This window comes from Curtobacterium sp. MMLR14_010 (assembly GCF_001865015.1).
In the GTDB taxonomy this organism is placed as follows: Bacteria; Actinomycetota; Actinomycetes; order Actinomycetales; family Microbacteriaceae; genus Curtobacterium.
In genome coordinates this window covers 47,651-59,899 of record NZ_MJGV01000019.1, presented here as the reverse complement: position 1 = coordinate 59,899, position 12,249 = coordinate 47,651, and the positions used below count along the sequence as shown (strand labels likewise).

The following is a 12,249-nucleotide window of genomic DNA, read 5'->3' as shown; positions in this document are numbered from 1 at the left end:
CCACGGGGACGACACCGGCTGCCGATACGCTCGGGACATGTTCCTCGGCATCACCAACACCCCGCGCGACTACGCGTGGGGATCCGTCACCGCCATCCCCGAGCTCCTCGGCCGCACCGTCACCGGCGCCCCGCAGGCGGAGCTCTGGCTCGGGGCGCACCCGGGCAGCCCCAGCGTGGTCGTCAACCCCGCCATGGTCGGCGGCGCGGACACCGTGCTCGACTGGATCGCCGCCGAACCGCAGGTTGCCCTCGGCGGGGACCGCACCGGCCTGCCGTTCCTGCTCAAGGTGCTCGCCGCCGCGGCACCCCTGTCGCTGCAGGCCCACCCGACGCCGGAACAGGCGCGCGACGGCTTCGAGCGTGAGGACGCCGCCGGCATCGCGCTCGACGACCCCGCCCGCAACTACAAGGACCCGTACCCGAAGCCGGAGCTCGTCGTGGCGCTCAGCGACCGGTTCGAGGCCCTGAGCGGCTTCCGGCCCGTCGAGGCCACACTCGCCGACGTCGAGACGCTCGACGGCGGCAGCGGACGCCTCGGCCCGCTCGTGGCGCACCTGCACCAGGGGCTCGAGGACACCGTGCGCTGGCTCGAGGACGCCGACGGGTCCGCGCTCGCGGTCGTCGACGCGGCCGGCCACCTGGCGGAGGGGCTCGTCGCCGCTGCCGGTGCGACCGACTCCGTCTCGCCGAACATCGCGACCGTCGCGGCGCTCGCCGAGGCGTACCCGGGGGACCCCGGCGTCGTCGTGTCGCTGCTGATGCACCGCGTGACGCTCACCCGCGGCCAGGCGATGTACCTGCCCGCCGGCAACATCCACGCGTACCTCGACGGCCTCGGCATCGAGCTGATGGCGCCGTCCGACAACGTGCTGCGGGGCGGCCTCACGCCCAAGCACGTCGACGTGCCGGAGCTGCTGCGCGTGCTCGACTTCACGGCGTACCCGGCGCCGCTCCTCGAACCCGAGGAGATCGCCCCCGGCGTCGACCGCTTCGCCCCCGCGGGCGTCGGCTTCGCGCTCGTGCGGGTCACCGGCGACGGACGACCGGTCGGTCTCAGCACCGGCGGCGTCGCACCGCTCTCCGGGCCGTCGATCGCGATCTGTACCGAGGGCGTCGTGACCCTGGTCGGTGCGACCTCGGCGACGCTGCTTCGCCGGGGCGAGTCCTGCTTCGTGACCCCGGACGAGGGCGACGTCACCGTCGAGGCCGACTCCTCGGACGGCGTCACCTCCACGGTCTTCATCGCGACGGGGGCGTAGCGGCTCCTGGCGGCGGGGCCGCGTCCGCTAGCGTGGCGACCATGAGTTGGCTGGTCACCGGCGGTGCCGGGTACATCGGATCCCACGTCGTCCGGGCGCTCCGCGCGGCGGACATCGACACCGTCGCGCTGGACGACCTCTCGAGCGGCTTCCGCTCGTTCGTCCCCGACGACGTCCCCTTCGTCGAGGGCACGATCCTCGACGGCGACCTCGTCGCGCGGACGATCCGGGAGCACGGCGTCACGGGCGTCGTGCACGTCGCGGGCTTCAAGTACGCCGGCGTCTCCGTCGAGCGCCCGCTGCACACCTACGAGCAGAACGTCACCGGCATGGCGACGCTCCTCCGGGCGATGGCCGACACCGACGTCGACAAGGTCGTGTTCTCCTCGAGCGCCGCGGTCTACGGCACGCCGGACGTCGAGACGGTCGTGGAGTCCACGCCGAAGAACCCGGAGTCGCCGTACGGCGAGTCGAAGCTCATCGGCGAGTGGCTGCTCAAGGACATGGAGGTCGCGCGCGGCTTCAGCACGACGTCCCTGCGGTACTTCAACGTCGTCGGCTCCGGCGTGCCCGACCTGTACGACGCCAGCCCGCACAACCTCTTCCCGCTCGTGTTCGACGCGCTGCTCGCCGGTCGCACCCCGCGGATCAACGGCGACGACTACGCCACGCCCGACGGCACCTGCGTCCGGGACTACGTGCACGTGGCCGACCTGGCGCACTCGCACGCGATCGCGGCGGCGAAGCTCGAGGCGGGGGAGCCCCTCGAGCGTGCCTACAACCTCGGCAGCGGTGACGGCGTCAGCGTCCGGCAGATCATGGACGCCATGGCCCGCGGCACCGGCATCCCGTTCGAGCCGGAGGTCGCCCCGCGCCGCCCCGGTGACCCGGACCGGATCGTCGCCACGGGCGAGGCCGCCGCGCGCGACCTCGACTGGGCGATGCGCCACACCCTCGACGAGATGGTCTCCAGCGCCTGGGAGGCCCGCCGCCGCGTCAGCTGACGCCCGGCGCGTGCGGCATGTCCGCGCGCCCGGCCCGCGCGGCCCGACTCCGGCCCGCCGGTGCGCCGCCTGTCCTCCCGGTTCGAGCCGGCGGCGCACCACCGACGTGGGCTCGAACCACGGACATCCGCGGTTCGAGCCGACATCCGTTGTGCGACGCCAGGCGACGCCAGGCGACGCCAGGCGACGCCACGCGACGCCGTCCGCCGCGGCGCCAGGCGACCCCGCACCTCGCACCCCGCACCCCGCACCCCGCACCCTTGTCCCCCAGGACGCCGACAGAACCGGTGCGACACGCCCGAATGGGGGACATGACACGCCGGAACGCTCGGTGCCTCTTATGATCCGCGACTTGACTCCGGCGAATCACACCGCTGTAATTACAGGCAACGACCGACAGCGAGACGAACCAAGGGGTGATCAGGGTGAGCGGTTCCGACTTCCACGCCGGAGTTCCGGAAGACTGGCACGTCGACCCCGTGGCGCTCGGCGTCCCCGGCGTCCGGCGTCCGGAGACCGACGACGAGGAGAACCCGCTCGCCTGGCAGGCGGACTCGCTCTGCGCGCAGACGGACCCCGAGGCCTTCTTCCCGGAGAAGGGCGGCTCCACGCGCGAGGCGAAGAAGATCTGCACCACGTGCGAGGTCCGGTCGCAGTGCCTCGAGTACGCGCTCGAGAACGACGAGCGCTTCGGCATCTGGGGCGGCCTCTCCGAGCGCGAGCGTCGCAAGCTGCGGAAGCGCGCGTAGCGTCGCGCCACCGCGCGGCATGTGCGATCTGGAGGCCCGGATCGCGCCCGCCACGCAGCCTGCCTTGATCGTCTCCACAGGTTCACGGCGCGCCGACCCACCGGGCTGCAGCCGTGCCTCCAGTCCGTAGAGTGTCGCCCGTCATGCAGCCCAGTTCCGCTCAGCCCCGTGTCACCGCCGTCCTGGTCGTCGCCAACGGGGCGGACCACCTCGACCGCACGCTGGACGCCCTCGCCGGCCAGACGCGGCACCCGGAGAACCTGGTGGTCGTCGACGTCGGCTCGACGGACGGCTCGACCGCCCAGCTCGAGTTCGGCGGTTCCGCCCAGCTGACCCGGATCCCGGCGGGCCGGTCCTTCGGTGACGCGGTCGCCGTGGCCGAGAAGGCCACGCCGCGTCCGGAGCCCGACGAGGCCGTCGACGAGTGGCTCTGGCTCATCGGACACGACAACGCCCCCACGCCGACGGCCCTCGCCGAGATGCTGGCCGCGGTCGAGATCGCCCCGTCCGTCGCGGTCGCCGGGCCGAAGCTCGTCGACCCGCGTGACCCCTCGCGCATCCGCGACCTCGGCGAGAGCATGACCCGGCTCGGCCGGTCGCTCGTCCTCGTGCAGGACGAACTGGACCAGGGCCAGCACGACCGGAACACCGACGTGATGGCCGTCGCCGCGGGCGGGATGCTCGTGCGCCGCTCGGTCTGGGTGACGCTCGGCGGCTTCGACCCGGCGCTGCCCGACGTCGACGCCGCGCTCGACTTCTGCGTGCGCGTCCGCCTCGCCGGGTTCCGCGTCGCCGTCGTGCCCGAGGCGCGAGCGACGAGCGCCGGTCCGATCGAGGAGTTCGGCCGCAAGCGCGTGTCCGAGGGCCGCCGTGTCCGGATGCACCGGCAGGCGCAGCTGCACCGCCGCATGACCTACGCGCCGCTCGGCGTGCTCTGGATCCACTGGCTGACGCTCGTGCCGTTCGCGATCGGACGGGCGATCGGGCACCTCGTGGCGAAGCACCCGGCCGCGGTGTCGGGGGAGCTCTCCGCCGCGTTCGCCGTGGCCTTCGGCGGCGGGGTCTCGCGGTCCAGGAAGTCGTTGGCGCGCACGAAGAAGCTCGGGTGGGCGGCCGTCGAACCCCTGCGCGTCAGCTGGCGCCGGGTCCACGAACGGCGGACGACCTCCCGCGACGTCGAGCTCGCCCGCGTCGAGGACGCCCCGGTCGCCCGGGCGTCGTTCCTCGGCGACGGCGGCATCTGGGTCGTGCTGGCCGCGGCCCTGCTCAGCGTCGTCACGCTCTTCCCGCTGCTCGGCTCGCCCGCGCTGACCGGCGGTGGGCTGCTGCCGCTGTCGACCTCGGTGGGGCAGCTCTGGCAGAACGTCGGCTACGGCTGGCACACCCTCGGCACCGGGTTCACCGGTCCGAGTGACCCGTTCGCGGCCGTCCTCGCGGTCCTCGGTTCCATCGTGGCCTGGTCGCCGTCGACCGCCGTCGTGCTCGTCATGCTCCTGGCGTTCCCGGTATCCGCGCTCGGTGCCTGGTTCGTCGTCCGCAAGCTGACGACCCGCACCTGGGTGCCGGTCGTCGGCGCGGCGCTGTACACCATCGCCCCCGCGCTCGTCGGCGCCGTCACCACCGGGCACCTCGGCGCGGTCATCGCGCACGTGCTGCTGCCCTGGCTGTTCCTCACCGTGCTCGAGGCCCACCGCTCCTGGGCCTCGGCCGCCGGGGCCGCGCTGCTCTTCGCCGGGGTCGCCGCGTCGGCACCGTCGCTCCTGCCGGTCCTGCTCATCGGATGGCTCGTGTCGCTGGCGGCCGGGTGGCGGCACGCACACCGACGCGTGTTCATCCCGGTCCCCGCCGCGGTGCTCTTCCTGCCGCTGGTGCTGACAGAGGTCGCACGCGGCAACGTCCTCGCGGTCTTCGCCGACCCGGGCGTGCCCTCGGCCACCCGGGCACCCTCCGCCCTGCAGCTCGCGATCGGGCAGCCCCTGCCCGACTGGAACGGCTGGCTGCCCGTCAGCTCGCCGCTGGCGGCCGTCGTCGCCGCGCTGCCGATCGCCCTCGCCGTCCTCGCGCTGCCCATCGCCGTGACCGCGATCGGCGCCGTCCTCGGTCACCGCTGGCACGTCGCGGGCGTGGCGCTCGTCACCGCGCTGCTCGGCTTCGCCACCGCGTTCGCCGCCACTCACGTCACGGTCACCGGTGTCGGGTCCACCACCACGATCGTGTGGCCGGGCAGCGGGCTGACCGTGTACTGGCTCGCGCTCGTCGTCGCGGTGTCGATCGGCATCGACACGCTGCCGCGCCGCGCCCCGGTCGTCGGCGTCGTCGCCGCGGTGTTCGCGGGTGCGGCCGTCGCCCCGGCGTTCGCCGCGTTCTACCTCGGCAACGCCGTCATCCAGCCGACCACGGGCCGGGTGCTGAGCGCCTACGTCAACGCCGAGGCCCAGGCGAACCCGGACGTCGGCACGCTGGTCGTCGAACCGCAGACGAACGGCTCGCTCGCGGTGTCGCTCGAGCGCGGGCAGGGCTCGACCCTCGACGACCAGTCCACGCTCGACGCCACCAGGCTCTCGCTGTCGACCTCGGGGTCCCGGCTGGCCACCCTCGCCGGCAACCTGGCGAGCCGCAGCGGGTACGACCCGCGCCCGGCGCTCCGGGAGCTCGGCGTCAGCTTCGTGCTGCTCGACGACGCGCCGGACGACGACCTCGCCCGGCAGGTCCACGACCGCGCCGCCGGGGCCATCGGACAGAACGCGCTCTTCACGAGCATCGGCGAGACCACGAGCGGACAGCTGTACCACTACGAGGGCGACGTCGACCGTCCGAGCACCGGCTCCGCCGCGGCGAAGACCACGCACGTGCTCTACCTCGTGGTCCTCGGGGTGGTGTTCGGCGCCGCGGCACTGCTGGCCGTGCCGACCGCCCCGCGCCGGCGCCGCGCCACCTCGAACGTGCTCGAGGCCGACGAACCCGCCACCACCTTCGACGAGGAGCGCGACGAATGACCACCCCCGCTCGCCGCTGGGTCCTCCGTGGGACCGCCACCGCGATCGCCGTGGTCGTCGCCGTCGGCACGATCGGCGCCGCGCACGCGTTCGGCACCGAGGAGACGCCCGGTCGTCCCGCCGGTCGCACGGTCACCCCGGTGCCGGCCGACGCCGAACGCGTGTGCGCGGGCAGCGCCCTCCGGCTCTCCGACGACGCCGGCAACGACGCGACGACGGCCACCCCGGTCGGGTCGGCCAGCGTCGCGACCGCCACCACGGGCAGCACCGTCGACCGCTCCGACCTGCAGTCCTCGACCACGGGCAGCAGCAACCCGACGCTGCTCACCGCGCCGGCGGCGGACACCACCCCGCAGGTCGCCGGGTCGAGCTACCAGAGCGTCTCGGACGGCGACCTGGTCGGTGTCGGCGCCGCCTCGTGCGACGACCCCTCGCAGTCGACGTGGCTCGTCGGCGGCTCGACCGAGACCGGCCGCACCAGCCTCATCACCCTGTCCAACCCCACCGACGTCAACGCCACCGTCGACCTGGCCGTGTTCGACGCGACCGGCACCGTGAGCGCCCCCGGCACGACGGGCATCGTCGTCGCGCCGAACTCGCAGAAGGTCGTGCCGCTGTCGGGCTTCGTCTCCGACCAGGGCTCGACGGTCGTGCACGTCACCTCGTCCGGCGGCCAGATCGTCGCCCACATGCAGGAGACCGTCGTCCGGACGCTCACCCCCGGCGGGTTCGACGTCGTCTCCGGCGGAGCGGCACCCGCGCGGTCCCAGGTCATCCCGGGCGTCGTCCTGCGCGACATCCAGGAGTCCCAGCGCGGTGACGACACCGCCGACGCGGCCCCGGTCGTCCGGCTGTTCGTGCCCGGCACCAAGGCCGCCCGCGTCACCCTCGGCATCACGACGGCGTCCGGTGGCGGCACCACGGTGAACACCACCGCCGAACCCGGCGTGGTCACCGACGTGGCGCTGGACGACTTCGAGAACGGTCGGTACTCGGTCACGGTCAGCTCGACGCAGCCCGTCGTCGCCGGCGCGCGGTCGACCACGCCGACGGCCGACGGCGGCACAGACGTGGGCTGGTTCGCCTCGGCGGTGCCCCTCGGCGCGCGCACCATCGCCGCGGTCGCACCCGGGGACGGCGCCGGGCTGAACCTGGTGAACCCGACGACCGAGGACGCCCGCGTGACGATCACGTCGGGCGACGACCGGCAGCGCGTCACGGTCCCGGCCGGAGCCACCTCCACCGTCGACGTGCAGACGTCGCGGCAACTCGTGATCACCGGCGCCGACCGGGTCGTCGCGGGGGTCACCTACGCCGGGGACGACGGCATCGCCGGGTTCCCGCTCCGCCCCGTGACCGAGGTCTCCAGCCCGGTCCGCGTCTACCCCTGACGCGTCGCCCGCACGAGGCTCATCGAGGGAGCAGGAATCGTCGAGTCGGCCTGCGCGACCCGACGATTCCTGCTCCCTCGATGACGGGCACGCCCGCCCCGCGTCACCAGTGGCGGTAGCGGTCCGGTGCCAGGTCCCACGGGTCCTTGTCGAGCAGCTCGGCGACCGCACGGAACACCGCGGTCTCGACGACGATGCGCCGGTCCACGTCGTCCTTCTCGGGGGAGTGGGTGACGCGTTCGACGGGGATCCGGAACACGGTCACCCGTCGCTCGTCGCGCTCGATCCGCCACCGCGGCAACGCGTCCGGGACCCCGGGCTCGGTCGGCATGTCGGCCACCTGGAACACGACGCCCTGCAGTTCGTCCGGCCAGAGCCCGAGCAGGTAGTGGGCGGTGTCGCCGACGATCCGGTCGAAGGCCTCGGCCCGCGTGATGACCGGCGCGAGCTCCGGTCCGGTGATGCTGGAGCGGTACCCCCGGCCGTGGCGGGACCGCCCGCGGCCGCGGTCGACCGGGGTGACGAGTCGGGGCTTGCGGCGCATCCCCACATCGTACGCGTGGGGCCGGACGCCGTCGGGGCGTTCGGTAGGGTCGTCGTCGAGATGGACGTACGGATCTGCAGCAAGGTCGCCTGTGGCGCGAGCGCCTCGTCGACCCTGACGTACGACTACGCCGACTCGATGGTCGTGATCGGGCCCCTCTCCACCCGCGTCGAACCGCACGGGTACGACCTGTGCGCCCGCCACGCCGCCCGCCTCCGTGTGCCGCAGGGCTGGCACGTCATCCGCCGTGAGCCGCTCCGCGAGGAGCGCGCTGCCGACTGACCCGGCCGTCCGCGTCCCGCAGGCCGGCTCACCCGGGTGGTCCGAGCCTCCCGTCCGGCCTGGAGGCCCGCCCCACCACCGCGACCACGCTCGCCCCCCGAGACGGCCGGATCCCACCTGCGGGCCGTGTCGGGGGGCCGTGGGAGACTGGGCGCATGCCCACCGACACCCGCGCCGCAGCAGCACACCGCGTGGCCGACCTCGGCCTCGCCGAGGCTGGCCGCCACCAGATCCGCCTCGCCGAGAACGAGATGCCGGGGCTCATGTCCCTGCGCGAGGAGTTCGTCCCATCGCAGCCGCTGGCCGGTGCCCGCATCGCCGGGTCGCTGCACATGACCGTGCAGACCGCCGTGCTCATCGAGACGCTCACGGCGCTCGGCGCCCAGGTCCGCTGGGCGAGCTGCAACATCTTCTCCACGCAGGACGAAGCCGCCGCGGCCATCGCCGTCGGCCCGACCGGCACCCCCGACGCTCCCGCTGGCGTCCCCGTGTTCGCGTGGAAGGGCGAGACGCTCGAGGAGTACTGGTGGTGCACGAACCAGGTCTTCGACTGGAGCGCCGAAGCGGCCGCTGCCGGGGCGACCTGGACCGGGCCGAACCTCATCCTCGACGACGGCGGCGACGCCACGATGCTCGTCCACACGGGCGCTGACGCCGAGGCCGCCGGGCGTGTGCCGGACGCCGGCGACGACGCCAGCGCCGAGTACCGCATCGTCCTCGACACGATCGCGTCCTCGTTGCGGGACTCCTCCGACCGCTGGACCCGCATCGCCGCGGACATCCAGGGCGTGACGGAGGAGACCACCACGGGCGTGCACCGCCTGTACGAGCTCGCGCGCACCGACCAGCTGAAGTTCCCGGCCATCAACGTGAACGACTCGGTCACCAAGAGCAAGTTCGACAACAAGTACGGCATCCGCCACTCGCTGCCCGACGGCCTGAACCGCGCCACCGACGTGCTCATCGGCGGCAAGGTCGTGTTCGTCGTCGGCTACGGCGACGTCGGCAAGGGCGCGGCAGAGGCCATGCGTGGCCAGGGTGCCCGCGTCATCGTCAGCGAGGTCGACCCCATCTGCGCGCTGCAGGCCGCGATGGACGGCTACCAGGTCGCGCGCCTGTCGGACGTCGTCGACCAGGTCGACATCGTCGTGACGTGCACGGGCAACCTCGGGGTCGTCGGCGTCGAGGACATGCTCGCGCTCAAGCACCTGGCGATCGTCGCGAACGTCGGACACTTCGACAACGAGATCGACATGGTCGGCCTCGAGACCCTCGCCGGCGCGGAGAAGGTCGAGATCAAGCCGCAGGTGCACGAGTGGCGTCTGCCGAACGGCCGCTCGATCCTGGTCCTCAGCGAGGGCCGCCTGATGAACCTCGGCAACGCGACCGGGCACCCGTCCTTCGTGATGAGCAACTCCTTCACGAACCAGGTGCTCGCGCAGATCGAGCTGTACACGCGGCGCGACTCGTACCCGACCGGCGTGTACGTGCTCCCGAAGCACCTCGACGAGAAGGTCGCGCGCCTGCACCTCGACGCGCTCGGTGTCCGGCTGACCGAGCTCCGGCCGGAGCAGGCGTCGTACATCGGCGTCCCGGTCGAGGGCCCCTTCAAGCCGGACCACTACCGGTACTGAGGCGGCGCGGGCCCGCCGCCGCTGGCCGCCCGCCGCGGGCGCTGCGGGTTCGCTCGCGGCGCGGATCGGCGCTGCACCACCGAAACCGGCTGGAACCACGGAACTCCGCGGTTCGAGCCGGTTCTCGTTGTGCGGCGTCACGCCGCGCCGTTCGTCGGAGCGCGCCAGTACCCGCGGGCCGCGCACCCGCGCGCCAGCACCCGCGGGCCGCGTAGCCGCGGCGGGCGCCGTACACCGGTCGTGTCGGGCCGCGCCCCGCTGCATGCATCGCGCCCCGGCACGTCGGGGCGCGATGTCCCCACCGGGGCGCGAACCGGGGCCCGTTCAGCGTCGGCGACTCAGCGCTCGCGCGTCAGCGCGGGAAGCCCGGCGGCCGCGCCCCAGCCGTCGCCGTGGCGTCGGCGAGCGTCCGCGCCCGGGACCCGAACGCCCGCAGATCCCGCTCGCGCCGGAGTGCGACGACCCCGGCCAGGAACTCCACCGCGGGCACGGGCGGCACTGGGTGCGCGTACTCGGCGACCTCGGCGGCGAGTGCGAGCGCGGTGGCGTCACGGAGTGCGGGCTGCACGGACGCAGCACCGCGGAAGAACGCCCCGAGCCGGTTCTCCAGGCGCTGCGGCAGGGCCCGGACGTCGGCGACGGCGGCCCATGCCACGAGCGACGGCGGCAGGAGCACGACCGGGTCCGTCGACCGAGGCAGCCGCTCGTGCTGGACGACCGTCCCCGCGAGCAGGTCCCCGAGGCGCCGAGGCCGCGAGCCGAAGAGCGCGACGACCATCGCCACCGAGCCGAACGTCGTCCAGAGCTCGAGCACCCCGACGAGCGACCGGGTGAACGCGTGCCGGAACGACACCGCGCCGCCGTCCACCCGCACGACCCGGGTGCCCAGGGCGTACCGACCGACGCTCTTGCCCCGCGTCACGGTCTCGACGGCCGCGGGCACCAGCACGAGCACGGTGACGAGCGAGGCGATCAGCACCGCAGCGACCCAGGCCTCGTCGACGCCGGCGGGGAAGACCCGTAGGAACCCGATCAGCAGCATGACGTATAGCGCGATCAAGCAGGCGCCGTCGAGGAGCCCCGCCGCCAGCCGGAGGGCGATGCCCGCCGGGACGACGTCGAGTGCGACGGCCTCGCCGACGACGAGCTCGTCCGTGGTCTCGTCGAGGGCGCGCACGAACCGGTCATCGGCGAGGTCCCGGGGCGTCCGTCGCTTCGGCATGGTTCCATTGTGTCGGAACGGACCCGGCACGACCACGCCGGATCGCACCACGGCACGAACGCGGCACGACCATGCCGGATCGCACCACGGCACGAGGGGGAACGGCATGGACCTGGACGCGTACTCGTCGACGCACCGTGAGCAGTGGGACGAGCTCGACCGCCTGACCCGCCGCCGCACGTCCTCGGGCGAGGACGTCGACCGGCTCCTCACCGGCTACCAGTCCGCCGCGACCGACCTCGCCCGCATCCGCGGCGTCGCCCCACGCTCGGCGACGGGGGACCGGCTCTCGCTGCGGCTGTACCGCGCCCGCCTCCGCTTCACCGGAGCGCCCACCGACCCGCTGACGATGCTCACCGCGTTCTTCGCGCTCCAGCTGCCGGCGGCGCTCTACCGGATCCGCTGGGTGACGATCTGGGTGACGGTCGCCACGGTCGCCATCGCGGTCGTCAGCGGCGTCTGGATCACCGAGACGCCGGGCGCCGTCGCCACGTTCGGCACCGACGCAGCCCTGCGCCAGTACGCCACCCAGGACTTCATCGACTACTACTCCGACCACGGCCTCGGAGCGTTCTCCGCCCAGGTGTGGACGAACAACGCGTTCGTGGCCGCGCGGATGGTGGCCTTCGGCATCACGGGCCTCTTCGTGCCGGCGGCGGTCGGGCAGAACGCGCTGAACCTCGGCGTCTCCGGGGCGATCATGCACTCGCAGGGGCGGCTCGGCGACTTCTTCCTCTACATCGCCCCGCACGGCCAGCTCGAGCTCTACTCGGTGTTCCTCGCGGCCGCTGCCGGGCTGATGATCTTCTGGTCGTGGGTCGCGCCCGGGCAGCGCACGCGGGCGCAGGCCCTCGCCGAGGACGGCCGCGCGCTCATCGCCGTGGCCATCGGGCTGGTGCTGACCCTGCTGCTGTCCGGCATCATCGAGGGCACCGTCACCCGACAGGACTGGCCGTGGCCGGTGAAGATCGGCATCGGCACGGTCGCCCTCGCCGCCGTCCTCTGCTACCAGTGGGTGGTCGGCCGCCGGGCGTTCCGGGCCGGGGAGCGCGGCGACGTCGAGGAGTTCGACCGCGGCACCTCGGCCATCGTCGCCGGCTGACCCACGACCAGAGCCGCCGCCCGATCGGAGCCACTGCCCGACCGGAGCCGCCGCCCGGAGCGCA

General features: G+C 73.6%; 10 protein-coding genes. 8 read left to right on the top strand and 2 right to left on the bottom strand.

Annotation, left to right across the window (positions count from 1 at the left end; genetic code table 11):
* The first annotated feature begins 37 nt into the window (after nucleotides 1-37).
* From manA to BIU98_RS03335, 5 genes are all read left to right on the top strand, one after another.
* Nucleotides 38-1,261, top strand: coding sequence for a mannose-6-phosphate isomerase, class I (manA, locus tag BIU98_RS03355; RefSeq protein WP_071271449.1), 1,224 nt, complete (start codon nucleotides 38-40; stop codon nucleotides 1,259-1,261).
* A gap of 41 nt (nucleotides 1,262-1,302) precedes the next feature.
* The gene (gene galE / locus BIU98_RS03350) at nucleotides 1,303-2,265 is read left to right on the top strand and encodes a UDP-glucose 4-epimerase GalE (protein ID WP_071271446.1); all 963 of its coding nucleotides are present in this window, start codon (nucleotides 1,303-1,305) and stop codon (nucleotides 2,263-2,265) included.
* A gap of 425 nt (nucleotides 2,266-2,690) precedes the next feature.
* On the top strand, nucleotides 2,691-3,014 hold the full coding sequence (locus BIU98_RS03345; RefSeq protein WP_083392927.1) for a WhiB family transcriptional regulator: 324 nt from the start codon (nucleotides 2,691-2,693) through the stop codon (nucleotides 3,012-3,014).
* A 143-nt stretch (nucleotides 3,015-3,157) separates the two neighbouring features.
* Complete coding sequence (locus BIU98_RS03340) at nucleotides 3,158-6,010, top strand: glycosyltransferase (RefSeq protein ID WP_071271642.1); 2,853 nt, start codon at nucleotides 3,158-3,160, stop codon at nucleotides 6,008-6,010.
* The gene (locus BIU98_RS03335; protein WP_071271443.1) at nucleotides 6,007-7,401 is read left to right on the top strand and encodes a DUF5719 family protein; all 1,395 of its coding nucleotides are present in this window, start codon (nucleotides 6,007-6,009) and stop codon (nucleotides 7,399-7,401) included. Before BIU98_RS03340 ends, BIU98_RS03335 begins: the two co-directional genes overlap by 4 nt.
* Nucleotides 7,402-7,504: 103 nt before the next feature.
* Here the strand turns inward: BIU98_RS03335 and BIU98_RS03330 are convergent, their stop codons facing one another.
* Nucleotides 7,505-7,945 (bottom strand): metallopeptidase family protein, encoded by a 441-nt coding sequence (locus BIU98_RS03330; RefSeq protein WP_071271440.1) that lies wholly within the window; start codon nucleotides 7,943-7,945, stop codon nucleotides 7,505-7,507.
* Nucleotides 7,946-8,005: 60 nt separating this feature from the next.
* Between BIU98_RS03330 and BIU98_RS03325 the strand changes: the two genes are divergently transcribed.
* Together BIU98_RS03325 and ahcY are read left to right on the top strand one after the other, a co-directional pair.
* Complete coding sequence (locus tag BIU98_RS03325) at nucleotides 8,006-8,227, top strand: DUF3499 family protein (protein WP_071271639.1); 222 nt, start codon at nucleotides 8,006-8,008, stop codon at nucleotides 8,225-8,227.
* Nucleotides 8,228-8,382: 155 nt separating this feature from the next.
* A complete protein-coding gene (gene ahcY, locus BIU98_RS03320; RefSeq protein WP_071271437.1) occupies nucleotides 8,383-9,861 on the top strand; it encodes an adenosylhomocysteinase in 1,479 nt (492 codons plus the stop codon).
* 352 nt (nucleotides 9,862-10,213) lie between these two features.
* Here ahcY and BIU98_RS03315 read toward each other — a convergent pair whose 3' ends face one another.
* Nucleotides 10,214-11,083, bottom strand: coding sequence for an RDD family protein (locus BIU98_RS03315; RefSeq protein WP_071271434.1), 870 nt, complete (start codon nucleotides 11,081-11,083; stop codon nucleotides 10,214-10,216).
* Nucleotides 11,084-11,189: 106 nt separating this feature from the next.
* On the opposite strand from BIU98_RS03315, the gene BIU98_RS03310 reads away from it, so the two are divergent.
* A complete protein-coding gene (locus tag BIU98_RS03310) occupies nucleotides 11,190-12,185 on the top strand; it encodes a stage II sporulation protein M (RefSeq protein ID WP_071271431.1) in 996 nt (331 codons plus the stop codon).
* Nucleotides 12,186-12,249 lie beyond the last annotated feature (64 nt).

What these genes read in the sequence shown, in the direction of transcription:
- manA (WP_071271449.1), top strand. Translation starts at nt 38, where the DNA reads ATGTTCCTCGGCATCACCAACACCCCGCGCGACTACGCGTGGGGATCC.
- galE (WP_071271446.1), top strand. Translation starts at nt 1,303, where the DNA reads ATGAGTTGGCTGGTCACCGGCGGTGCCGGGTACATCGGATCCCACGTC.
- BIU98_RS03340 (WP_071271642.1), top strand. Translation starts at nt 3,158, where the DNA reads ATGCAGCCCAGTTCCGCTCAGCCCCGTGTCACCGCCGTCCTGGTCGTC.
- BIU98_RS03335 (WP_071271443.1), top strand. Translation starts at nt 6,007, where the DNA reads ATGACCACCCCCGCTCGCCGCTGGGTCCTCCGTGGGACCGCCACCGCG.
- BIU98_RS03330 (WP_071271440.1), bottom strand. Translation starts at nt 7,945, where the DNA reads ATGCGCCGCAAGCCCCGACTCGTCACCCCGGTCGACCGCGGCCGCGGG.
- BIU98_RS03325 (WP_071271639.1), top strand. Translation starts at nt 8,006, where the DNA reads ATGGACGTACGGATCTGCAGCAAGGTCGCCTGTGGCGCGAGCGCCTCG.
- ahcY (WP_071271437.1), top strand. Translation starts at nt 8,383, where the DNA reads ATGCCCACCGACACCCGCGCCGCAGCAGCACACCGCGTGGCCGACCTC.
- BIU98_RS03315 (WP_071271434.1), bottom strand. Translation starts at nt 11,083, where the DNA reads ATGCCGAAGCGACGGACGCCCCGGGACCTCGCCGATGACCGGTTCGTG.
- BIU98_RS03310 (WP_071271431.1), top strand. Translation starts at nt 11,190, where the DNA reads ATGGACCTGGACGCGTACTCGTCGACGCACCGTGAGCAGTGGGACGAG.